We start from the raw sequence: 22633 nt of genomic DNA on the forward strand, positions 1-22633 counted from the left end.
TCTTTTTTGGCACGCGAGAAGAAGATATATACTCTGGCAGAAGGGCTGACAACTGCCCAAAGCTTTGCGGTCCTGGGCAGCGAAGAAAAGTTCAAACGCCATAAACACGCTTGGCAGGTCTGGCGAACCTTAAAAGAATTTGGATGTAAGGTTTATCCGGTGGCTGCTGGAATCAAGCGGCTGGACGGGTTTAAGTTTTATGCCGGTTTGAAGGAGCTGGAAGGGAAAGTGGATGTGGTTGTTCCCTGTCTCCTACCGCCGGATGCTCCTACGTTGGTGGAAGACGCAATGGCGGCCGGGGCGAAATATATTTGGTTTCAGGAGCAGACCTGGGCTCCGGAATTTGAGGATAAGTGCCAAGAAGCGGGAATAATACCAGTACAGGGGTGTGTGCTGAAGCATAAAATCTATCGCAAGCCGTGGGGATTCTTGCATCCCTGCTATTGGCACGGTCTCCATGCGAGTAAAGCGGTAAGCCGGAGGTTTTAGAACTCCGGCTTTTTTCTTTTTTCGATAGATTTTCTGTTTCCGGGAATAATAATCATATCAATTGTTTGAGGAGGGTGTAAGATGCGCAATAAGCTTGCAGTCATGTTAGCGTTGGTGCTTGCCTTAAACCTCGGGGTAGCGGTGCAGCCTGCATTTGCGGCCGAGATCGAGACGGAGGCGACCAGCGCTATTTTAATGGATGCCGCGACCGGCAAAATTCTGTATGAAAAAGATCCTCATAAAGAACTGCCTCCTGCCAGTGTCACCAAGCTCATGACATTACTTGTGGCGGCGGATGCGATTGAGAGCGGGAGAGTAAAGCTAACGGATAAAGTGACAGCCAGTGAGAAAGCCTGCAGTCTCGGAGGGTCGCAAATCTATCTTGAACCCGGAGAAACGTTCTCCCTTGAAGAAATGCTGATTGCGATTGCGGTTGGATCTGCCAATGATGCCTGTGTTGCGGCAGCTGAACATATCAGTGGCACCCACGAAGCCTATGTTGAAGAAATGAATAAAAAAGCTCAGGAGCTGGGTCTGCAGCATACTCATTTTGTCAACAGCTACGGCCTCCCGGCTGACGGACACTATACCAGCGCCTATGACCTGGCTGTCATGGGGCGGGAAGCTTTGAAATACCCACTGATCCGAAAATTAACCAGCATGAAAGAATATGACCTGCGCGGCGGCCAATTTAAGCTCTGGAATACCAATAAGCTCTTGTGGTGGTATCAGGGAGCGGATGGTTTCAAGACCGGTTGGACCAATGAAGCCAAGTATTGCCTGGCCTCAACCGTGGAGCGGGACGGCTTGCGCCTGATTGCCGTGGTGATGGGTGTGCCTCAACCCCGGGGGCATTTTGCCGAGTCTATGAAAATCTATAATTACGGCTTTGCTAAATATACATTCAAAGAATTTGCCCCCGCCAAGTCGAAACAAGGAACGGTACTTGTGCGCAAAGGGAATGGGGCCGTGATCAATGCCGTAACCGAAAAACCATTGGGAGTGACCGTGGAAAAGGGTAAAGATAAAAAATTCTGGGTTGAGACGAAGCTTAACCCAGAAATAACAGCCCCGGTGCAACAAGGGCAAAAAGTAGGGGAAATCTTGCTTTACCTGGATGATCAAGTGCAGGCTTCTGTAAACTTAGTCGCAGAAACCGCAGTCCCGCGTGCAGGGTTGTATCAGCAGTTAACCCAAACTTTAAAATCGGTGCTCGGTTTTTAAGAATCTCCTACCACACTCTAAGAACTCCGCGGCGGCTCGGGTACTTGCATCAGTTGGCGGATGCGGTGCAGGGCCGCCCGTTCAATGCGCGAGATTTGGACCTGGGAAAGTTTGAGTTGTGCTGCAATTTCGCTCTGAGTCTTGTCTTCAAAAAAGCGCATGAGCAGAACTTTCTTTTCCCGCTCAGGGAGTTTATCCAGGACTTCTTTGAGCGCAATTTTTTCAAACCAGCTGCTCTCCTGGTCTTTTTCCTGAGTCAACTGGTCGAGGACGTAAATTGGATCGGAGTCGTCCTGGTAAAGGGTGTCGTGAATGGAGGTCGGGCTTTGCACCGCTTCCAGCGCAGCCACGATTTCTTCCCGGTCCACTCCGATATTCTGCGCGATTTCTCCGATGGTGGGATCACGTCCAAGCGTGGCGGACAGCTGATCACGGGCGCGGTTTACTTTGTACACTAATTCTTTATAGGAGCGGGGCACTTTGACAGGATGATCATCCCTCAAAAATCTCCGGATTTCTCCGATAATCATGGGCACGGCATAAGTGGAGAATTTAACTCCATAACTAAAGTCGAATTTGTCAATCGCTTTGATGAGGCCAATGGTGCCGATCTGAAAAAGGTCTTCGATTTCATACCCGCGGTGGGCGAAGCGTTGCACCAGATTAAAAATTAGTTTAAGGTTGCAGTTAATTAATCTTTCCCTGGCTTCCTGATCTCCTTCGCGCGCCGCCCTGAGTAACTTCATCATCTCATCGTCGGAGAGGAGTGGGAAACGGGGCAGGTTCATTTCTGTTAAGCGTTGGATCATATCTTTTCCTCCTAATGCGAGGAGGGCTTGGTGCGGTCAAGAAACTTCACCATGGTGACCGTGGTGCCGTTGTTCACAACGGATTCAACCTGAAGATCATCCATGAACGATTGCATGAACACAAACCCTAACCCCATCCGCTCCGGATCCGTGCTGTAAGCCGGCTGCAGTGCCTGCTCAATGTCCGGGATACCGCAGCCGTTGTCTTTGACTGTGATTTTTAGGGCTTCGGGATCAATATCCAGGGTTAGATGGACAATATGGCCGGGTTCATTGTGATACCCGTGAATAATGGCATTGGAAACAGCCTCTGAAACGACAACTTTCAGCTCTTCGATATCGTTGAGGGAAAGATCGAGCTGGGCCGCAACAGAAGCGATTAACATGCGGGCAATACTTACATTTTCAGCGAGACTGGTAAACTTAAGCGTTAACTGGTTGCTTTTCATCCTTTAAGCTCCCCTTCCTTCTTCCGATGCCAGAGTTTCATCGGGATAAAAATTAATGATTTTCGGCAGACCGGATAATTCCATGATTTTGAAGATATGAGTCGGGACATTCGTGATTTTCAGCTTGCCGCCTAAAGGTAAAAGTTTCTTATAGCGGCCGAGCAGAACTCCCAAACCTGAGCTGTCAATAAATTGGACGTCCTGAAGATTGAGGATAACGGTGCGGACACCCCGCTTGTCGATCTCGGTGTCAATTGCCACGCGCAAAGAATCGGCCGTTCTTAAGTCGAGATCCCCTTTCAAGCGCAAAAGCAGCGTTTGGCGCTCGAGTTTTTTCTCAAACTGCATGGTCACTCCCCCTGTTGAACAATTCTCCCTAAAGAATTCGACGACATCCATAATTTTCCTGCTAGCCTTACAGGAAAATATTTACGTATAAACCGCCGGTTCCAGAATCATACTAAAGATTAGTTTTCCTTAACGTGAAAACGGCATTGGAAAGGAGGAGGGACAAAATGGCCAGCCAAAATCTGCGTCAGCCGACGATTGGAGTGACTCCGGATGAGTATCAGAATCTGAGTAAGCAATTTACACCCAAGCCTACGGTGGTGAAGAATACGGTGCGGGCTTTTTTCATCGGGGGCCTAATTTGCGCCATAGGTCAGGTCATGATTAATCTGATGGTTATGGGCGGAATGGCATTGACCCAGGCTCAGACCGTTGCCACAGCCGTGTTAATTTTCTTGGGAACCTTGCTCACCGGTTTGGGCGTATATGACGAGATTGCCAGATTTGGAGGGGCGGGTGCCTTTATTCCGGTCACGGGATTTGCGAATTCCATCGTATCCCCGGCCCTTGAATTTAAGCGCGAGGGGTATGTGGCCGGGGTAGGGTCACGTCTGTTTATGGTGGCCGGACCGGTTTTGGTCTATGGCATTTCCACCTCAATTCTTGTAGGTTTAATTTATTACCTGCTTCTAATTTTCTAGACCTGGGGGTGATGCGGCTTGAACTTAAAGCGTGTTGGGAATCAGACGGTGGTCTTTGGCATGCCGCCGGTCATTTTGGCTTCGTATACTGTCGTCGGTCCAAAGGAAGGTCAGGGTCCCCTGGGTACAACCTTTGATGAGGTTTGGACAGATAATATACATGGTGAAAAATCGTGGGAGCGGGCAGAGAGTAAGCTTTTGGAAACGGCGATGCAAGGGGCATTGAAGCAGTCCGGGCTAAATCCGGAGCACGTGGATTATATGCTGGCCGGAGATTTGCTGAATCAGATCATTTCCTCTAATTTCAGCGCCCGTACCATGGCCTTGCCCTACATAGGGCTTTATGGCGCTTGTTCAACCATGGCCCTAAGTATGGCTGTTGGAAGCATGCTGATTGACGGCCAGTTCGCACGCAATGTTCTGGTGGGGGTATCCAGCCATCATGAAACGGCTGAACGCCAATACCGCCTGCCTACAGAGCAGGGAATGCAAAGACCCATGAGTGCCCAGTGGACAGTGACGGGTGCGGGAAGTTTGGTCCTGGGGCAGAGCGGCGCTGGGCCGAGAATTACGGCTGCTACCATCGGCAGGGTGCTTGATTATGGAGAAAAAGATACCGCCAATATGGGCGCAGCGATGGCCCCAGCTGTAACTGACACTTTAGTAAATCACTTTAATGATCTTAATCGAAAGCCCCAGGATTACGATCTCATTGCCTCCGGTGATTTAGGAATGGTTGGATTGGCCCTGTCTCAGGAACTCTTAAAACGCAGCGGCATAACCTCCGGACCCGAATTCACGGATTGCGGGGTGCTAATCTATGACAAAAACCAAGACGTGCATGCGGGAGCCAGCGGGTGCGCCTGCTCCGCGGTGGTATTTGCGGGTAATATCATGCAGCGGTTAAAGGCCGGGGAACTGAAGAGGGTTCTCTTGGTTGGAAGCGGAGCTTTACACAGTCCGACTTCCCAGCAGCAAGGGGAGTCCATTCCCGGAATCGGGCATGCAGTCGTGATTGAGGCGTAAAGGGGGCATAGACAATGTTTGAAATGGTGATTCCGGCGTTCATTGTCGGTGGGCTTATTTGCGTAATCGGTCAGCTTCTCATGGATCTGACCAAGCCTTCTTTCACTCCTGCTCATATGATGGTAGTCTTTGTCACCGGCGGGGCCATCTTGGGAGCCTTCGGCTGGTATACTCCATTGGTAAAAATCTCCGGAGCCGGGGCCATGGTTCCTTTATCCGGGTTTGGCTACAGCCTTTCCAAAGGGGCTATGGAAGCTGTGCGTCAAACCGGGCTGATCGGGGCTTTTTCCGGCGGAGTGCAGGCTACGGCAGTCGGGATTGCGGCGGCAGTGCTTTTCGGGTATTTGGTGTCGGTGACGTTTAATCCGAAAGGGTGACGGGAGACAGGAGACAGGAGTCAGGAGTCAGAATGAGATAGCTTAATCGTGGGTCTTTTTAGCTGGACTTTTAAGAGCACGGCAAAGCGTGGCATGATCATCTACTGATTACTGAATTCTGAGTACTGAATACTGCTGAAAGGAGGGGATTCGTTAGTGGATGCACCCAGTGAGAAGAATATGCCGGTGAGCAAAAACTATCAGGAAAACGTGAATTTCCTTAATAAGCAATTCGGTATTCCTGAGAGTTTTGATGTGATGCTGAGGGAAATGACGATTGGCGGCAAAAAAGTCGCTATCTATGCGATTAATGGCATGGTGGATGCCCAGGTTGTGAGCTTGGTTCTGGACGCCTTAATTGAGCTTGAGCGTGCGGACTTGGTGGTAAACGCCCTGGATAAGCTGGTAAAGGGCCGGATTATCAACCTTCAAGTATCTGAAATTGATACCATGGATAAGGTGATCTATTTTATTCTTTCCGGCCCGATGGCTATTTTTGTTGAGGGCCAGCCCAAGGCAATTATTGTAGATTTACGCAGCTATCCCGGCCGCAATTCAGAAGAGCCGGATATCGAGCGGGTAACCAGAGGGTCAAGGGACGGCTTTACGGAAACGCTGGTCTTCAACACGGCTTTAATCCGCCGCCGCATGCGCGATCCAATGCTGCGTACGAAGCTGATTCAGGTAGGGAGCCGCTCAAAGACCGATGTTTGTGTGATTTACATAGAAGATGTCACCAACCCCCAGATGGTTCAGGAAATCATCGAGGAGGTACAGAAAATAAAGATTGACGGGATTCCCATGGCCGAGAAAAGTGTGGAAGAGTTCATTCTCGGCAGCAAGTTTTGGAATCCCTTTCCGCGCGTACGCTATACGGAGCGTCCGGATGTAGCGGCAATTCATTTACTGGAGGGTAATGTGATTGTTATTGTGGATACGTCGCCCTCGGTCATGATTGCCCCGGTCACCTACTGGCACCATGTCCAACATGCCGAGGAATACCGGCAGGAGCCTGTGGTTGGTGCGTATTTGCGCTGGGTTCGGTTTCTTGGAATTATTATCTCGGTATTTTTGCTTCCACTATGGCTCGGAATCGCTCTGAATCCGCAAGCGGTACCGGAGTGGCTTCAGTTTTTGGGAGTGGAAAAAGAAAGTAAAGTCGGGCTGCTCCAGCAGGTCGTAATCGCAGATTTAGCCATTGATCTCTTACGGATGGCAGCTATTCATACCCCGTCTCCTCTGGCCACGGCTTTAGGTTTAATCGCTGCCTTTATGATGGGTGAGGTGTCGATCAAAGCCGGACTCTTTGTGCCGGAAGTGGTCATGTATGCCGCTTTCTCGGCGGTGGGTTCATTTGCAACCCCTAGCTATGAATTGGCTCAGGCTAACCGGCTGGTCCGCTTGTTTCTCATCCTTTTGACCGGATTTTTCAACTTTACCGGATTCTTTATTGGAATCCTTTTAGTCTTTTTCTTGTTGCTTAGAACCAAGTCCTTTGGGATACCCTATTTGTGGCCGCTCATTCCTTTAGATCTAAAGGCGTTAGGGACAATTATCGTCCGCTCACCGGTGCCTATTAAGAACAAACGTCCCAGCATCTTAAAGCCTAAAGACCGCATCCGGCAGCCTGAGGGGCGCAAAGAATAATGCAAGAGGTGATCCTTTGAAAATCGGGTTTCCACGGGCAATGTTTTATTATGACACGTTTCCGTTTTGGGCGGGGTATTTCGAAGCATTGGGGATTGAGTTAAAGGTATCTCCCCGGACCAACCGGGAAGTATTGGAAAGAGGATTAAAAAAGGCAAGCGATGAAACCTGCCTGCCAATCAAGCTTTTAAGCGGACATCTGGCGTCTCTGCCATCCGATGTTGAGGCAGTGTTTCTGCCACGGATGGTGAGCATCGAGAAAAAGACCTATATGTGCCCGAAAATCCTGGGTCTTCCGGAAAGTGTCCTGGCCTCCGTTCCGGAAGGGTTGCCGGTCATCAGCGTCGATATTAACTGGCGGGAAGGTAAAGCCCAGGTGCAGAAGGCTCTGGAAAAGTTGGGTGAGCAGCTGGGCAAGAGTAAAGGTGAGGCCCGCAGGGCTTTTGCCAAAGCTCAGAAATATCAGCAGGTGTATGAAGAGATGCGGCGCTCGGGGCAGGGTTTCGAAGAGAGTATGAGGTATTTTGAAGGCCTGGGCAAGCCGGATGGGAAGGGTGTTTCCGACGCCGGCTTGGGGTCGTACGGCGGTTCACACTTGACGTCTTCAGAACGGCTGCCGACGATTGCCTTGATCGGGCATCCGTATTTAACATACGAGTCTTATGGCAATCTTAATTTGCTTTCCAAATTAAAGGCTAAGGCTAAGCTCGTATTCATGGAAAATGTGGAGCAAGTCCAGATTGAAGATCATTTGAAGGATTTGCGCAAACCCCTCTTCTGGAGTCAGGGCAAGCGTCTTCTGGGGGCTGGGCATTCATACGCCATCAATCAGTATGTGGATGGGGTCATTTACCTTTCCTGTTTTGGCTGCGGTACGGATTCCATGACCCAGGATATGCTGGCACGCCGGGCGCGTACCCATCATAAGCCTTATATGGTGCTGACCCTTGATGAACACAGCGGGGAAGCCGGTGTCATCACACGGGTGGAGGCTTTTCTAGACATGATCGAACGCAAAAGGATCGGATTGTCAAATAAGTCCGGATACAGTTCGAGTTCAATAGGGGAAATTAATCGCTAAGGAACGGTTGTCAGCATGGAGGAAGATTAGATAAAGATATTCTGAAAAATATACGGAAACGAGGGGAAGTGTCGTCTTGTCTACGCAAAATAGATATTTTCTAGGGGTAGATGTGGGCTCGGTCAGTACAAATTTGGTTCTGTTGGGCTCGAACAACGAAGTTGTACAGGCTCTTTACCTGCGCACCCAGGGACGGCCCATGCACACGATTCAGGAAGGGATCAAAATCCTGCGTGAACAGATTGGGTCGAGCGCCGAAATTATCGGGGTCGGAACCACCGGAAGTGCCCGCCAATTAGCAGCCACCCTTTTAGGGGCAGATGTGGTCAAAAATGAAATCACTGCCCACGCGGTGGCGGCGTCGCGGGTGCGCCCGGGAGTACAGACCATCCTGGAAATCGGGGGGCAGGATTCCAAAATCATTATTCTCAGAGACGGGGTCGTAGTAGACTTTGCCATGAATACGGTGTGTGCGGCCGGAACCGGCTCTTTTCTCGACCAACAGGCTTCCCGTTTAGGTATTGAGATTGAGGAATTCGGACCGCTGGCCGTTCAGGCTGAGCACCCCGTCCGGATTGCCGGGCGCTGTTCCGTGTTTGCCGAGTCGGATATGATTCATAAGCAGCAGCTGGGTCATCCCCTGCCCGATATTTTGGCCGGGCTGTGCCAGGCCATGGTGCGCAATTACTTAAATAATGTCGGTAAGAATAAAGACATCCAGGGGCCTATCCTCTTTCAAGGGGGAGTGGCCGCTAACCCCGGTATCCGCAAAGCTTTCGAACAGGAATTAGGCCAAGAGGTCATTGTGCCGGAGCACTTCGCCGTGATGGGTGCTTTGGGTGCAGCCTTTTTAGCCCAGGAAAGGGTTAGCATGCAGGGACAAGAGCAGACCCGCTTCCGGGGCCTGCAGCTGGCGGAAAGCAGCTTCCAGGCCCGCAGTTTTGACTGCAACGGCTGTGCCAACCATTGTGAAGTGGTGGAAATCCTGCAGGAGCAAGAGACCCTGGCCCGCTGGGGAGACCGCTGCGGTAAGTGGTCCGGGACGTTAAAGAATGATGAGCGGGTATCGGAAGCAAGGGCGTAGGAATATGGGAGAGAGATTGATGCTTTAAGTATGTAAAGTGGCAGTAAGCCCCTGGTATAGAATTGTCCGAATCTACGATTTGGTGCCAATTCTTACCCTGGTGAGGGATAAGTCAACTAAACTTCAGAAGGGCTATTCGCCCCTCTGAAGTAAGTTTTCTTTACCCGATGGCTAACTGCCACTAGGCTTCTGCTTTAAGTATGTGAAGTGGCAGTAAGCCCCTGGATAAGTGCAACTAAACTGCAGAGGGGGTTACTTCCCCCTCTGCAGTAAGTTTTCTTTATGTGGGCGGACTAGGATGAGGTCGAGTGCGGCAAGAATGAGAATCGCAATAAGAATGGCTTCAAGTCCTTTATCTGAGATAGAGTGGATCGCATGGCGGGCGGGCCAAGCCGTTAGGCCATAAGAAGCGGGAAGCGCGTGGGGAAGTGTGCTGGGAAAAGCTTGCCCAGGGTATGAATTATAATAAGGCAAATGACCGGTGGAAGGGATTGAATGATAGTAAGGATTGGTGTAAGTCGAATAATTCGGCGGATAAGAGTTTGAAGGAGAAATGGGAAGAGGAGGAGCACAACCTTGCGACCGCCTTGAAACGGAAGAATAAAGCGGATTTGTATTAGGAGCGGCGTATGGTTGGAGTTGTGGGTGCGGTTGTGCTTGCGGGTAGGAAGCGCGTGTGGGAGCGCTCCGGAAAAGATGGGGAGAAGAAACGCTATAGTTGTAATATGGATTCATTCTTTACCCCCCAACTTTAATAAACTTAGCGTTAGCATATTTCATCCCAAAGGAAGGGGGCCCGGTTCAAAGGAACTGGGCCCTAGGGTCATTGGGGACCGGAAGATGAGGATGCCTGCTCCTCGACGATGGCCCTGTGTTTGCGAAAGAGCCCCACTGATTCAGTTTCCGGTGCCCAAGCTTCATTTTCATATGATGTCTCCGGCCCAGAGAATTTTTGATTGCGGAAGAACATTCTGCCGAAAACGCCCGTGGTATTTGTAGGTGCTGCTGGAGCTTCAGTTAGTTCAGCTGTATTGGTTTCCGGCACGGTGACTTGCTCTTGCCCGGCCGAATTTGGCTGGTTGGGCTGAGTTTTAAGAGATTTTTTATTGAAGAACATTATTGCATCCCCCCTGTTCTATTGGTAGTATATTCCAGATAATAGCGGGTGCTACAATTTCTTTTAATTCTAACTTAGTGTTTAACGAGTTGCTTTAATCCGTTTCATGCATAGTGAATTACCCCCCTGCCTATACTAAAACGGGTGATGGCTGTGAATGGAAAAAATAAAGTAATTGACTTAAACCGGACCTTATATAATTTAACGGAGGAATACCCCGAACTGATTAAGGTCTTTTCGGACTTGGGGCTGGCCGGAGCCGGGAATGCGCTTTTGCGCAAGACCTTAGGCCGGAAGGTAACAATTAAGGAAGGAATCGAGCGCAATGACCTTTCTCTGACCGAGGTTAAGCAGCGTTTGGAAAAAGAGGGTTTCACAGTGGAGGATGAACGGCGTGCACGCAGGGAAACTTTAAAGGAAATTATCCGGGATATCCACCGCCAGAAAAGTCCGGAGGAACTGAAAGAACGGTTCCGTGATCTAATATCGGATGTAGGGGCGACGGAAATCGCGCAACTGGAACAGGAACTTATTCAGGAGGGTCTGCCGGAGTCTGAGGTCAAGTCTTTGTGTGATGTGCATGTGGCCGTCTTTCAAGAGGGTCTGGAGAAACAAGAACGGCCGGAAGAACAGGGCGGACACCCGGTGCATACCTTCCGCAAGGAAAACGGGGCGCTCACCGAACTGATCGGAAAATATAAACCGGTGCTTGAACGGGTTCTGGCCGCGTCCTCTGCAGATGAAATGCATATACTTGTCCAGGAATGGCAGGCACTACACCGGCAGTTGTCCGAGATTGAAAAACACTACAGCCGCAAGGAAAACATTCTCTTTGCCTATCTGGAAAAGCATGGCGTAAGCGGACCGCCCAAGGTGATGTGGGCCATCCACGATGACATTCGGGAGCAGCTGAAAGAAGTGAGAAATACCCTAACCGAAGTCGGGGACATCAATGTGACTGCCCTGCACAATGTAGCGGAACGGACGGCCCAGCCTATGCTCAAGGCGATCGAGGATATGATCTATAAGGAAGAAAATATCCTCTTTCCGATGAGCCTGGAGACTTTAACTGAATGGGAATGGGCTGCTGTTGCCGAGCAGAGTGCCGACATCGGCTACGCTTTGATTGAGCCGGATCAGGGTTGGACAGCCAGCGTGCCTCCCGAACCCATTGCTCCGGGAACCTATCTAAAGCCGAGCACAGAGGCGGGAGAAACCTTAGATGCAGGAGCGGAAGCAGAATCAGTGAAGCCTCTCGCCTTCGAGACCGGGGTGCTTACTCCGGAACAAATCAGCCTGATTTTTAATCATTTGCCGGTAGATATTACCTATGTGGATGAACATAACAGCGTCCGTTATTTTTCCCTGGGCAAAGAACGGATTTTCCAGCGCTCGAAGGCGATTATCGGGCGCCAGGTGCAGAACTGTCATCCCCCGGACAGCGTGCATATCGTGAACAGGATCGTGGAGGATTTCCGCAGCGGGAAGCGGGATGCGGCCCATTTTTGGATTCAGTTAGGCGGTAAGTTTGTCTATATCCAATACTTCGCGGTCCGGGACCAAGAAGGCAGGTACCGGGGGGTGGTGGAAGTGACGCAGGATGTGCAGGAAATCCGCCACTTGGAAGGGGAAAAAAGGATTTATTCTGAGGAATAAAGAATCTGCCTCAATAGGGATATAAATTCATGTCTCAAAAATGAAAAGCCTATTTATCGAAATACGGGATATGAGACCTTAGGTTCTATATTTGAAACATTATGTTTCATCTATTGAATAGCACCTTTCTGTTTTGGGAAAGGTGCTATTTTCTATTGCCGGGGATGGTTCGCCATTCAAGGCGCGAAACAGTGTCTTCGGGTACCGGATTCTGCTATTCAGGCCGGGAGACATGAGATTGGTACAAAGATTGCTCTATAGAAAAGGTAGACCGGAAAGGGGGGATAAGGTTGAAATTATATGAATACATGGGTAAAGAACTTTTTAACTCCTATGGCTTGCCGGTTCCCGAAGGGACTGTGATCAAGAGTGCCGCAGAGGCCAAGCAAGGGTTTGCTGCCATTGGCAGTCCAGCAGTGGTTAAGGCCCAAGTTCTGTCCGGCAAACGGGGCAAGGCCGGTGGGATTAAGTTTGTCGATACCCCCGAGGAAGCGGAGCATGCTGCCGCTGAGCTTTTGCACATGAGCATCCAGGGATTAGCCGTTGACCAATTGCTGATGGAAGAGAAGCTGAAGATTGACCAGGAGTACTACCTGGCTGTGACCATTGATGCCCGGGCCGGGAAGCCGGTGGTGATCGCCTCTGCAGCCGGCGGCATGGATATTGAAGAAGTCCCGGAAGATCGGATCGTCAAGAAACACGTAGACATCAATTTGGGCATCCAGCCCTATCATGCCCGGGAAATCAGCTACCGTCTGGGCCTGAAGGCGGAATTTTTCCCGGAGTTTGCCCGCATTCTTACGGGTATTTTCCTAATTTTTAGGGAAAAGGACGCGGAACTGGTGGAAATTAATCCCCTGATTTTGAGCGGGGATCATTTCGTGCTCGGGGATGCCAAAATCACGATTGATGATTCCGCCCTGGCCAAACATCCGGAGCTGCCAAGGGTTGAAGAAAAAACTGAGAATGAAAAACTGGCCAATGCCCTGGGACTGGCTTATGTGGAATTAGACGGAGATATTGCGATTATGGCCAATGGGGCCGGGATTACTATGGGTACGATTGATGCCATTCAATACCACGGCGGCCGGGCGGCCAATTTCCTGGATGCGGGCGGAGGGAGCAATAAAGAGGCGACAGCCAAGGCTTTGGAAATTTTGCTGATCAGCAAGCCGAAAGCCATCTTTATCAATATCTTCGGCGGAATTACCCGCTGTGATGATGTGGCAGGAGCCTTTGCCCAAGTGAAAGCGGAAAAAGGGATCGAAGTCCCGGTCGTGATCCGCTTGGTGGGCACCAATCAGGAAGAGGGGCTGCGGATTCTGCGCGAATGCGGGATTGAAGCCTATAAATCCATGAACGAAGCGGCAATGAAGGTGGTTGAGCTGGCGAAGCTTGCGTGAGAGGGGGTGAAGGAATGGCAGTGATATTGGATGAGACAGCGCGGGTTGTAGTTCAGGGAATTACCGGACAGCAGGGGCTTTTCCACACCAAGCGCATGCTGGCATACGGCACCAAGGTGGTCGCAGGGGTGACTCCCAGCAAAGGCGGCCAGGCGATTGAGAATGTGCCGGTATACAATACCCTGGCGGAAGCAGTTCAGGAGCAGGGTGCCAATGTTTCCTGTTTATTCGTTCCGGCGCGCTTGGCCAAGGATGCCGCCCTGGAGGCGATGGACGCGGGAATCAAGGTTGTGGTGGCGATTACGGAGCATATCCCGGTGCACGACGCGATGGAAATGGTGGATTTTGCCCGGCGCCGGGAAGCCGTTTTGATTGGGCCCAATACGTTTGGCATTATTTCACCGGGAAAGAGCAAAGTGGGAATTCCGCCTGACCAGTACTTTAAGCCCGGACCTATCGGCATTGTGGCCCGCAGCGGGACCTTGACCTATGAGATCGTGGCGAATCTGACGGAGGCCGGCTACGGCCAGTCCACGGTGGTGGGGATGGGCGGCGACCGGGTGGTAGGACTGTCCTTTATTGATATGCTCCAGCGTTTTGAGGAGGATCCCGAGTCCAAGGCTGTCGTTCTTATCGGAGAGATCGGCGGCAATGCCGAAGAGGAAGCTGCGGAGTACATCAAAGACATGAGTAAGCCGGTCATTGCCTATATCGCAGGCAAGAACGCGCCGCCCGGCAAGCGCATGGGCCATGCCGGGGCGATTATTGAACGGGGCAGAGGGACCTTCCAAAGCAAGGTCAATGCCCTGAAGGCTGCCGGGGCTCTGGTTGCGGAACTTCCGTTCCAGGTGCCGGAACTGCTGCGCACGCTTAAGCTTTAATGATATTGTGTCTGGGAGCTTGGCTAGTGTCATTGCCATAGAAGCAATGAGAGACCGTGCTGAGTTTTCTATAGAAAATTTTTAATCAAAGGGAGGATAAAACATGCCTGAAAAAGACATTACCAGTCTGAGAAGCACCTTAGAGTATCTCAAAAATGAAGAAGGAGAACTGCTGGTTTCCGACGTGGACATTAATCCGGAATTGGAATTAACCGGAATCCAAAAATCGTTTGAAGGCGGACCGGCCCTTCTGTTTGAGAATGTGAAAGGGTATCCCAATGCCCGCTTGTTTACCAACTTGTTTGCCACTGGAGAAAGATTGGCCAAGATTTTCGACGTGGATGACATTAGCAAGATGAAGTTCAAAATTGCCAATGCCCTTAATAACCCGATTCCTCCGCGCGTGGTGGATGAGGCTCCTTGCCAGGAAATGGTGATCACGGAAAATATCGATGTCTGGCCGATTATTCCGATGATCCAGCACACCCCGAGTGACCCGGGCCGGACCTTGGGCGGCGGCAATACCTTAGTCACCGGCAAATACTTCTGGGGCGGCACTCATATCAGTTATAACCGGATGAATTTCCGCGACAATAAAGATTTCTCCAGCTTCCAAATCTCCCCGGGTTCCCATACAGATATGATTGCCACCGAATGGTATAAAAAAGGCCCCATTCCGATGACCATTAACATGGGCGTTCCCCCCGCCTGCACCCTGATGGCCGGCAGCGGCTTTATGTACGCCATTCTCCCCAAAGGCTGCGATGAACTGGGTGTGGCCGGGGCCATGCAAGGTTCCCCAATTGATATCGTCAAGTGTAAGACCATTGATGCTTACTCCATTGCCCAAGCTGAAATCGTCATTGAAGGCTATCTTGACACCACGGAGCACGTGTGGGAAAGCCCGCTGGCCGAGAAAGACCAAAAACAGGGGATTTATCCCTTCCATCCGGAGTGGTCGGGCTACATGGGCAAAGCCTACCGTACCTATAAGTTCCAAGTGACTGGGATTACCCACCGCAAGGATAAGCCCATCTATTATCCGCTGGCTGTCCACAGCTATGATGACCACTACATTGACTGTTCCGTACGGGAAGCCACCTTCTTCGAATTGGCCGAGCGCATCGTTCCCGGACTCGTGATCGACACCCATATCCCGCTGGGCATGACAGACTGGGGCGGTGTTATCTTCCAAGTGAGGAAGCGCCGCAAGCGGGATGACGGCTGGCAGAAAAATATCATGGCTGCAGCTGCCGCTCTTTCCCAAGGACTGCGCTTAACTATCGCGGTCGATGAAGACGTCGACATTTATAATGCGGAGGATGTGCTGTGGGCTCTGTCTACCCGGGTTGATGCGGATAAGGATATCCAGGTCATCGCTGCCGGCGGCATGGGCCAGACCTTCCAACCGGCAGAGCGCAGTGCAGCTGCTCCCGGGGCGCAGTGGGTGCGTTCTGAGTCCAAGTATTCCGGTGCTATCGCCATAGATGCCACCGTTCCGTTTGAATTCAAGTGGGCTTATGAGCGGGCCGGATATCCGGTGGATAAGGTCAACTTAAGCAAGTGGTTTAAGGAAGACGACATCAAACGCGCTTTGGAATCCGCCAATCCGTATTCCAAGTGGCTGGCCTTAAAGGGCATCTAAGCCTGAAATCTATTTGGAGTGTATTCGAAGGACTGGAAGCAGGGATTTCCCTGCTTCCACCGTCAATCACGAAAAACAATATCCCTTTAATCTTTTTTCCTTAAAATTCTCTTGGAGGTGGTGGTTATGGCTTCCCAAGGGCAGCAGGGATTACTGGAAGGATACCGGGTCCTTGATCTCACGGATGAACTTGGTTGGCTGACGGGAAAAATTATGGGCGACCTGGGAGCCGATGTAATCAAAGTAGAGAAGCCGGGGGGAGATCCGGGGCGCAACATTGGGCCGTTTTACCATGATATCCCGCACCCGGAAAAGAGCCTGACATGGTGGACCTATAACAATAATAAACGCGGCATTACCTTAGATATTACAGTGCCTTCCGGGAGGGATTTGTTTTTGCGCCTGGCCGAAAAGGCTGATTTTATCATTGAGGGATTTCCGCCGGGTTATCTCGAGGAAATCGGGCTGGGATACGGGAAACTGCACCAGCTTAACCCGGGACTAATCTTAGTATCCATTACCCCCTTCGGCCTGAGCGGTCCCTACAGCAACTACCGGGCTTCCGATTTGGAAATCATGGCCGCGAGTGGGCTTTTAACCTTGTTTGGCAGCCCGGATCGTCCTCCGGTGCGGGTGGCTGTGCCTCAGTCTTATATGTGGGCGGGAATGAGCGCCGCCATGGGAGCCTTGATTGCCAACTATTACCGGGGGGTAAGCGGACGGGGCCAGCATGTGGATTTATCCGGGCAAGCCAGCTGCCTGTGGGCGGTGACTCCGGCCCAGGCTAACTGGGATGTCCTGGAGAAGGATTTGACCCGGGACGGAGAATTTATTACCGGGCGCAGCACCACCGGAGCCAAAATGCGGGCCATTTATCCCTGCCGCGACGGGTATATCAACTTCATTGTGTATGGCGGGGTAGCGGGGCGCGCCACCAACAAGGCTTTGGTCGCCTGGATGCAAGAAGATAACATGGCGCCCCAGTTTCTGCTGGATAAAGTATGGGATACATTTAACATTGCCACGGTCACCCAGGAGGAAATCGATGAAATCGAGAAGCCCATTGCCGCTTTCCTGGCGACCAAAACCAAAGCGGAATTTTTTGAAAATGCGATTAAACGGAGAATGCTGGGTTATCCCGTGGCCACAGCCGCCGATATTGTCACTGACCCGCAGCTTAAAGCCCGCAGCTTCTGGCAGGAAATCGAGCATCCGGAGTTAGGGGTTAAGATCACTTATCCCGGAGGGTTCGGCAAGTTTTCGGGCGCCCCGTGCGGGATCAGAAGGCGGGCCCCGCTCATTGGCGAGCACAATCAGGAAGTGTATAGAGAAGAACTGGGATTGAGTTCAGCTGAACTGGTACGACTGAAAGAGAGCGGCGTAATCTAAGGGGGGAGAAGGATGAACAGACAGGCTTTAGCCGGACTTAAAGTCGCGGAATTTGCCGCCTATGCCGCAGGGCCGGTCACCGGCAAGCATCTGGCTGACTTTGGGGCTACCGTTGTGCACATCGAATCCGGCGGGAGGCCGGACGGCTTTCGCGTCCAGTACCCCCCGTTTGCTGGAAACATTCCCGGAGTGAACCGCTCCGGTACCTTTGCGGTGTGCAATAACAATAAATACGATATTACGATTGATCTCAAGGCCCCGGGCGGAATTGACTTAGCCAAAGAAGTCGTAGCCTGGGCTGATGTGGTGATCGAGAATTTTACGCCGGGAACCATGGACCGCTTGGGGCTCGGCTATAAGGAACTCAGCCGAATAAACCCCGGTTTAGTGATGCTCAGCACCTGCAACCAGGGCGCGGACGGCCCGCATGCCAGCCACCCGGGCTTTGGCTCCCAGCTCACTTCTTTGTCCGGTTTTACCTATTTGACTGGATTCCCGGATGGACCGCTTTCCCTGCTCTTTGGTCCGTATATTGATTTTATCGGGGTGGGCTACGGGGTGATAGCGGTTCTGGCAGCCCTGGATCACCGGCGGCGTACCGGAGAAGGGCAATATATCGATTTAGCCCAGTATGAAAACGGGCTGCAGTTCCTGGGCCCGATTATATTGGAATACAATGCGAACGGCCGGGTGTGGGAGCGCGCGGGCAACCGCTGTGATTATGCCGCACCTCACGGGGTGTATCCCTGTCAAGGAGAGGACCGCTGGTGCGCCCTCAGCGTTTTTTCCGATGAGGAATGGCAGAAGCTGCGCGTGCTCATGGGCAATCCGGTCTGGGCTGCGGACGCAAAATTTGACACCCTGCTCGGACGCAAGCAGCATGAGGATGAGCTAGATGCGAAGATGGCGTTCTGGACGGCACAGTATACCCCGGAAGAACTAATGGCTAAGGCTCAGGACGCGGGTTTGCGTGCCGGGGCGGTCAACCGCATCCGGGATGTCTATTCCGACCCGCAGTATGCCCACCGTAACATCTGGCGCGGGCTGGAACATGCGGAGATGGGGATTTTCCATTTCCAGGGGCCGCCGTTTGAGCTGTCTGAGACTCCGGCGCTCATCGACCGGCCGAGCCCGCTCTTGGGCGAGCACAATGAGGAGTTTTTCTGCGAGATTATGGGGATGTCCAAGGAGCGGTTCCAGGGGTTGGTGGAACGTAAGGTTATTGCGTAGGACCCACCTTGGAGTAAAATATTAGCTCAGAATTCAGGAGTCAGAATTCAGGAGTCAGGTGTGTAGCCTATGTCGTATATGTGGTTAGGTTAATATTTAGTTTTGTTACAAAATGAAGTTTATTTTAACAAGCCTTCCTTCTAAGTGCTATTTTGTGAGCGCTATGGGAAGGCTGTTTTCTAATTCGAGTTACGTTTTCTTAACTAAGAAATTTCTATTTCTTAAACACTTTGAGCATATTTAGTCTGCGTTATCCTGGAGAGTGAATTTAGTAAAGAGGGGGCGAAGATTTGAGTGCTGAGATGAGAAACGGTGCTACTTTAATACGCAGGGAAACTTGGGAGAAAGTGACCGGGGAAGCGGTGTTCGCCGCCGATTTTGAGCTGCCGCAGCATCTTGAAGGCAAGGTGCTGCGCAGTCCTTATCCGCATGCCAGAATTGTCAGGATCGATACGGTTAAGGCCCGTCAGCTGCGGGGGGTTCATGCGGTGATTACCGCCGATGATATCCCCAACGTGCGCTTCGGCAATGGGGTGGCTGATCAGCCGGTGCTGGCCCGGGGCAGGGTTTTATTCGCGGGGGAAAAGGTGGCGGCGGTGGCGGCCGTGGATGAGGACACTGCTCTTGAGGCTTTGTCCCTGATTACAGTGGAATATGAGGAACTCCCGGTGCTGGCAGATCCGCTGGCAGCCATGCGGGAAGGGGCGCAGGTGCTGCATCCCGAACGCCGCAACTATCGCCATAACCGGGTTCTGGAGAAAATACCCGGGCTGGAAATGATGAATATCGGCGACCACGCCCGTTACGGAATTGGGGACGTTGAGGAAGGGATGGCCGAAGCGAATATAATTCTCGAGCATACTTTCCGCACCCAAACTGTGCACCAGGGCTACCTGGAGCCGCATTTCACCCTGGTGCAGACCGGGAGGGACAAAGGGGTCAGGGTATGGACGAATAACAAAGCCCCCTTTCAGCTGCGGGGTGAGCTGGCGAAGGTACTAGGCCTTCCTGTAACCGATATCGAGGTAAACTATGGTTTCATCGGGGGAGATTTCGGCGGGAAAGGAGCAGTGATGGATGAACCTGTCTGCTATTATTTAAGCAAAGCCAGCGGCCGGCCGGTGCAGATGGTGATGACAGCCCGGGAGGAATTGCTGGCGGCAAACCCGCGCCATGCGACGGTGATTACCCTTAAAAGCGGGTTGAAGCACGATGGGCGGCTGCTGGCGCGGCAGGCCACAGTGGTGTTTGAGAGCGGGGCTTATGCCGGGGCCAATTCCCATCCCTTGGTGGGCGGCCTGCGCCGCGCCCTCGGGGCCTACCGCATTCCCCATACCCTGATCGACGGCTATGCGGTCTACACCAATTCCGTTCCGGCGGGGCACTGCCGCGCTCCCGGGGATCCGCAGGTATTCTTTGCCGTTGAATCCCATACCGATTTGCTGGCAGAAGCAGTTGGCCTGGACCCGTATGAATTCCGCCGGCTTAATGTCCTGCGTCCGGGGGAACTGTCCCCGAGCGGGCTCAAGTGGGCGGGAATCAATGCGTTGGAAACCTTGGACTTAGCCGTGGAACGTTCGGAATGGGGTAGGACGAAAAATAGGGGGGAGAAAGAAGAAAAAGGACAGAAAGGACAGAAAGGACAGGAAACGACGGTTCCTCCCGCAATATCCAGCGATCATAGAGAAATTGAGTATATTTCCGGTAAGAACAAATTACCAGAAGCGAATTGGAAAACGTCCCTCGGGACATATCAATATGGTATCGGGATGGCCTTGACGGAACGCGCGACAGGACTGGGAGGCTCTGCGGCCGTGGTGGCAATCCATACGGACGGCAGTGCAACGGTAATCAGCGGGGCAACGGACCCCGGCACCGGGAGCCAGACCATCCTGCGGCATATCGCCGCGCAGGAGCTGGGGCTTCCGTTAGCCAAGATCAGCTTTCGGGGCGGGAACACCGGCATGGCCCCGTATGATAACGGGAGCGGCTCGAGCAGGGTTACGCACGTCACGGGACAGGCGGTGAGACTGGCGGCACAGGATGCCCTGAATCAGGTCAGGGAGCTGGCTTGTGCACAGTTTGGATGTACCCAAGGTGAATTGTCCTATGACCATGGATTGTTCAAAAGCCCCCAAGGAAATTCCGGCACGATGGCCCAGATTATGGCCGGGTCCGGGCGAAGCAAGAACATTATTCTGGGCCGGGGGGGTTATGCAGCCGAAAAAGGGGAGAGCACTTGTTTTTCAGCCCAGGTTGCGGAAGTGCTGGTAGACACGGATACCGGTCAGGTGAGGGTTTTGAGGGTGACTGCGGTGAATGATATCGGGCAGGCTTTGAATCCCGCAGCAGTCCAGGCCCAGGTTGAAGGAGCAGTCGTGCAAGGGATGGGTTTTGCCCTCAATGAAGAACTGCCGCGGGTCAACGGCCGCCCGCAGGTGCAAAGTCTGGCGGATTATAAAATGGCAACCGCTCCGGATGCGCCCAGCGTTAATAGTTATCTGCTGGAGGGTTCACCCGGACCGGGTCCGTTCGGTTCTAAGGCGATCGGGGAGCAGGGCATCGCGGCCACCGCCCCGGCTATCGCCAACGCCATTTATCATGCGGCGGGAGTCAGGATTTTCGATTTGCCCATAACAGCCGAAAAAGTTAAAAAGGCATTGGATGAGAAGCGAACACGGAAGGTTGGCCGGGAACGTGGGGAAGAGAAAGGACAGGCCGGGGAGAAAGGACAGGCCGGGGAGAAAGCGGGTGACAGGCATGAGATTTAAGCTGCTCGAACCTTCGACTATAGACGAAGCGCTGGACTTTCTGGCAGCAGCCGATGTGCCTATATTGGCGGGGGGTACGGACCTGCTCCTTAAAATAAAACGAGGGCTGATATGGCCTGAGGCCATTCTATCCCTTCACCGGATCCCGTCCCTGTACTGCCTGTCATATGAAGAAGGGACAGGATTATCTATCGGGGCTTTAGTGACCCATGTCCGGGTAGCTCAGAGCCCGATTGTCAAAGAAAAGTTCCCGGCATTAGCTCAAGCTTGTGCCCTGGTAGGCTCACCCCAGATCCGCAATCTTGGAACAGTGGTTGGCAATCTCGCCAATGCTTCACCGGCTGCAGACTCGGCTTCCGCCCTCTTGGCGCTGGGCGCTCAAGTCATTGTAAGAAATTCATCCGGGGTACGTCAGATGTCGCTGCCTGATTTCTTCCTAGGCCCGGGCAAGACTTCCATTAGGCATGGGGAAATCATTGAAGCCATCACCGTTCCCGAACCTTTAGCGGGAACAGCCTCGGTCTACCTCAAACTCGGCCGGCGTCAGGCACTGGAGATTTCCATCTGTGCTGCCGCCTTATCGGCGCGACGGGTACAAGGTCACTGGCAGGACGTTAAGCTGGCTTTAGGGGCGGTTGCTCCCACGCCCCTGTTGCTTCCGGAAACAGCTTCTTATTTGGAAGGGAAAGAATGGACCAGTGAAATGCTTGAACAAGCCGGCCGTTCGGCTGCAGCTTTATCCCGTCCGCTCGATGACCAACGCGCTTCGGCTGAGTATCGCCGGGAGATGGCCGAAGTGCTCGTGAAAAGGTGCGGTCTCGCTCTCATTGAAAGCGCCGCAGGGAGGAATGCGCATGAATAAGACATTGATATTGCATGTGAACGGGCATGACCGGCGGGTGGTCTGTGAGGAAGGGAAGACCCTGCTTGAGGTACTGCGGGACCACCTGGGGCTAAAAGGGACCAAAAAAGGGTGTGATGAAGGGGATTGCGGCGCCTGCACCGTTCTCATGGACGGCCAGCCGGTCAATTCCTGCCTGGTGCTTGCGGCCAGAGCGGAAGGGCATGAGATCATAACCATCGAAGGACTGGAGCAGAAGGGGCAGCTGCACCCGCTGCAAGAGGCCTTTGTGGAAGAAGGAGCTGTACAATGCGGCTACTGTACTCCGGGAATGGTGCTCTCAGCCAAAGCCTTGCTTGATCTAAACCCGAGCCCTGATGAAGAAGAGATCCGCCACGCCCTTTCCGGGAATCTATGCCGCTGCACCGGATATGTCCGGATTGTCAAGGCCGTGCAGACCGCCGCTGAGCGGATGCACGGGCAGGGATAGGGCACGCTTTTTATAGGACGGTAGAATCATTTCTG

21 protein-coding genes are annotated in these 22633 nt (G+C 52.4%); 17 read left to right on the forward strand and 4 right to left on the reverse strand.

Going from position 1 to position 22633, the window contains the following annotated elements:
* The first annotated feature begins 6 nt into the window (after window positions 1-6).
* Both J0X21_RS13905 and J0X21_RS13910 read left to right on the forward strand, forming a co-directional pair.
* A complete protein-coding gene (locus J0X21_RS13905) occupies window positions 7-489 on the forward strand; it encodes a CoA-binding protein (RefSeq protein ID WP_206812791.1) in 483 nt (160 codons plus the stop codon).
* A gap of 81 nt (window positions 490-570) precedes the next feature.
* Window positions 571-1713: a D-alanyl-D-alanine carboxypeptidase family protein gene (locus J0X21_RS13910; RefSeq protein ID WP_206812792.1), complete on the forward strand. Its 1143-nt coding sequence runs from the start codon at window positions 571-573 to the stop codon at window positions 1711-1713.
* Window positions 1714-1730: 17 nt separating this feature from the next.
* Here J0X21_RS13910 and sigF read toward each other — a convergent pair whose 3' ends face one another.
* Genes sigF through J0X21_RS13925 form a run of 3 tightly spaced genes read right to left on the reverse strand, consistent with a single transcriptional unit; the run spans window position 1731 to window position 3319 of the window.
* Entirely contained in the window at window positions 1731-2522 is a 792-nt protein-coding gene (sigF, locus tag J0X21_RS13915) for an RNA polymerase sporulation sigma factor SigF (protein WP_206812793.1), read from the reverse strand.
* Window positions 2523-2533: 11 nt separating this feature from the next.
* A complete protein-coding gene (spoIIAB, locus tag J0X21_RS13920) occupies window positions 2534-2971 on the reverse strand; it encodes an anti-sigma F factor (protein ID WP_206812794.1) in 438 nt (145 codons plus the stop codon).
* A 3-nt stretch (window positions 2972-2974) separates the two neighbouring features.
* On the reverse strand, window positions 2975-3319 hold the full coding sequence (locus J0X21_RS13925; protein ID WP_206812795.1) for an STAS domain-containing protein: 345 nt from the start codon (window positions 3317-3319) through the stop codon (window positions 2975-2977).
* A 167-nt stretch (window positions 3320-3486) separates the two neighbouring features.
* Between J0X21_RS13925 and spoVAC the strand changes: the two genes are divergently transcribed.
* The 6 genes from spoVAC to J0X21_RS13955 all read left to right on the forward strand — a co-directional run bounded on the left by spoVAC (window position 3487) and on the right by J0X21_RS13955 (window position 9175).
* Window positions 3487-3960: a stage V sporulation protein AC gene (gene spoVAC, locus J0X21_RS13930; RefSeq protein WP_206812796.1), complete on the forward strand. Its 474-nt coding sequence runs from the start codon at window positions 3487-3489 to the stop codon at window positions 3958-3960.
* Between the two features lie 18 nt (window positions 3961-3978).
* Window positions 3979-4986 carry a stage V sporulation protein AD gene (spoVAD, locus tag J0X21_RS13935; protein WP_206812797.1) on the forward strand — a complete coding sequence of 336 codons (1008 nt, stop codon included), beginning with the start codon at window positions 3979-3981 and terminating at the stop codon, window positions 4984-4986.
* Window positions 4987-5000: 14 nt separating this feature from the next.
* The gene (gene spoVAE, locus J0X21_RS13940; protein ID WP_206812798.1) at window positions 5001-5363 is read left to right on the forward strand and encodes a stage V sporulation protein AE; all 363 of its coding nucleotides are present in this window, start codon (window positions 5001-5003) and stop codon (window positions 5361-5363) included.
* Window positions 5364-5543: 180 nt separating this feature from the next.
* Window positions 5544-7010, forward strand: a complete 1467-nt coding sequence (locus J0X21_RS13945) for a spore germination protein (protein WP_209011434.1) — start codon at window positions 5544-5546, stop codon at window positions 7008-7010.
* A gap of 16 nt (window positions 7011-7026) precedes the next feature.
* The gene (locus tag J0X21_RS13950) at window positions 7027-8091 is read left to right on the forward strand and encodes an acyl-CoA dehydratase activase-related protein (protein ID WP_206812800.1); all 1065 of its coding nucleotides are present in this window, start codon (window positions 7027-7029) and stop codon (window positions 8089-8091) included.
* A 76-nt stretch (window positions 8092-8167) separates the two neighbouring features.
* Window positions 8168-9175: an acyl-CoA dehydratase activase gene (locus J0X21_RS13955; RefSeq protein ID WP_206812801.1), complete on the forward strand. Its 1008-nt coding sequence runs from the start codon at window positions 8168-8170 to the stop codon at window positions 9173-9175.
* Window positions 9176-9998: 823 nt separating this feature from the next.
* On the opposite strand, the gene J0X21_RS13960 is transcribed toward J0X21_RS13955, so the two are convergent.
* A complete protein-coding gene (locus tag J0X21_RS13960; protein WP_206812802.1) occupies window positions 9999-10292 on the reverse strand; it encodes a hypothetical protein in 294 nt (97 codons plus the stop codon).
* A gap of 153 nt (window positions 10293-10445) precedes the next feature.
* Between J0X21_RS13960 and J0X21_RS13965 the strand changes: the two genes are divergently transcribed.
* The 9 genes from J0X21_RS13965 (at window position 10446) to J0X21_RS14005 (ending at window position 22598) form a co-directional block, all read left to right on the forward strand.
* Complete coding sequence (locus tag J0X21_RS13965) at window positions 10446-11948, forward strand: DUF438 domain-containing protein (RefSeq protein WP_328812970.1); 1503 nt, start codon at window positions 10446-10448, stop codon at window positions 11946-11948.
* A 290-nt stretch (window positions 11949-12238) separates the two neighbouring features.
* Complete coding sequence (gene sucC, locus J0X21_RS13970) at window positions 12239-13351, forward strand: ADP-forming succinate--CoA ligase subunit beta (protein ID WP_206812804.1); 1113 nt, start codon at window positions 12239-12241, stop codon at window positions 13349-13351.
* A gap of 14 nt (window positions 13352-13365) precedes the next feature.
* Window positions 13366-14232 carry a succinate--CoA ligase subunit alpha gene (gene sucD, locus J0X21_RS13975; protein ID WP_206812805.1) on the forward strand — a complete coding sequence of 289 codons (867 nt, stop codon included), beginning with the start codon at window positions 13366-13368 and terminating at the stop codon, window positions 14230-14232.
* A 103-nt stretch (window positions 14233-14335) separates the two neighbouring features.
* Complete coding sequence (locus tag J0X21_RS13980; protein ID WP_206812806.1) at window positions 14336-15877, forward strand: UbiD family decarboxylase; 1542 nt, start codon at window positions 14336-14338, stop codon at window positions 15875-15877.
* A 126-nt stretch (window positions 15878-16003) separates the two neighbouring features.
* Window positions 16004-17266, forward strand: a complete 1263-nt coding sequence (locus J0X21_RS13985) for a CaiB/BaiF CoA transferase family protein (RefSeq protein ID WP_206812807.1) — start codon at window positions 16004-16006, stop codon at window positions 17264-17266.
* Between the two features lie 12 nt (window positions 17267-17278).
* Entirely contained in the window at window positions 17279-18496 is a 1218-nt protein-coding gene (locus J0X21_RS13990; protein ID WP_206812808.1) for a CaiB/BaiF CoA transferase family protein, read from the forward strand.
* Between the two features lie 290 nt (window positions 18497-18786).
* A complete protein-coding gene (locus tag J0X21_RS13995; RefSeq protein ID WP_206812809.1) occupies window positions 18787-21267 on the forward strand; it encodes a xanthine dehydrogenase family protein molybdopterin-binding subunit in 2481 nt (826 codons plus the stop codon).
* Window positions 21257-22129 carry an FAD binding domain-containing protein gene (locus tag J0X21_RS14000; RefSeq protein ID WP_206812810.1) on the forward strand — a complete coding sequence of 291 codons (873 nt, stop codon included), beginning with the start codon at window positions 21257-21259 and terminating at the stop codon, window positions 22127-22129. Before J0X21_RS13995 ends, J0X21_RS14000 begins: the two co-directional genes overlap by 11 nt.
* Window positions 22122-22598, forward strand: a complete 477-nt coding sequence (locus J0X21_RS14005; protein ID WP_206812811.1) for a (2Fe-2S)-binding protein — start codon at window positions 22122-22124, stop codon at window positions 22596-22598. Before J0X21_RS14000 ends, J0X21_RS14005 begins: the two co-directional genes overlap by 8 nt.
* The last annotated feature ends 35 nt before the right edge of the window (window positions 22599-22633 follow it).

Source organism: Paradesulfitobacterium ferrireducens, from assembly GCF_017310645.1.
Lineage (GTDB): Bacteria > Bacillota > Desulfitobacteriia > Desulfitobacteriales > Desulfitobacteriaceae > Paradesulfitobacterium > Paradesulfitobacterium ferrireducens.

What these genes read in the sequence shown, in the direction of transcription:
- J0X21_RS13910 (WP_206812792.1), top strand. Translation starts at nt 571, where the DNA reads ATGCGCAATAAGCTTGCAGTCATGTTAGCGTTGGTGCTTGCCTTAAAC.
- sigF (WP_206812793.1), bottom strand. Translation starts at nt 2,522, where the DNA reads ATGATCCAACGCTTAACAGAAATGAACCTGCCCCGTTTCCCACTCCTC.
- spoIIAB (WP_206812794.1), bottom strand. Translation starts at nt 2,971, where the DNA reads ATGAAAAGCAACCAGTTAACGCTTAAGTTTACCAGTCTCGCTGAAAAT.
- J0X21_RS13925 (WP_206812795.1), bottom strand. Translation starts at nt 3,319, where the DNA reads ATGCAGTTTGAGAAAAAACTCGAGCGCCAAACGCTGCTTTTGCGCTTG.
- spoVAC (WP_206812796.1), top strand. Translation starts at nt 3,487, where the DNA reads ATGGCCAGCCAAAATCTGCGTCAGCCGACGATTGGAGTGACTCCGGAT.
- spoVAE (WP_206812798.1), top strand. Translation starts at nt 5,001, where the DNA reads ATGTTTGAAATGGTGATTCCGGCGTTCATTGTCGGTGGGCTTATTTGC.
- J0X21_RS13945 (WP_209011434.1), top strand. Translation starts at nt 5,544, where the DNA reads ATGCCGGTGAGCAAAAACTATCAGGAAAACGTGAATTTCCTTAATAAG.
- J0X21_RS13960 (WP_206812802.1), bottom strand. Translation starts at nt 10,292, where the DNA reads ATGTTCTTCAATAAAAAATCTCTTAAAACTCAGCCCAACCAGCCAAAT.
- sucD (WP_206812805.1), top strand. Translation starts at nt 13,366, where the DNA reads ATGGCAGTGATATTGGATGAGACAGCGCGGGTTGTAGTTCAGGGAATT.
- J0X21_RS13980 (WP_206812806.1), top strand. Translation starts at nt 14,336, where the DNA reads ATGCCTGAAAAAGACATTACCAGTCTGAGAAGCACCTTAGAGTATCTC.
- J0X21_RS13985 (WP_206812807.1), top strand. Translation starts at nt 16,004, where the DNA reads ATGGCTTCCCAAGGGCAGCAGGGATTACTGGAAGGATACCGGGTCCTT.
- J0X21_RS13990 (WP_206812808.1), top strand. Translation starts at nt 17,279, where the DNA reads ATGAACAGACAGGCTTTAGCCGGACTTAAAGTCGCGGAATTTGCCGCC.
- J0X21_RS14000 (WP_206812810.1), top strand. Translation starts at nt 21,257, where the DNA reads ATGAGATTTAAGCTGCTCGAACCTTCGACTATAGACGAAGCGCTGGAC.
- J0X21_RS14005 (WP_206812811.1), top strand. Translation starts at nt 22,122, where the DNA reads ATGAATAAGACATTGATATTGCATGTGAACGGGCATGACCGGCGGGTG.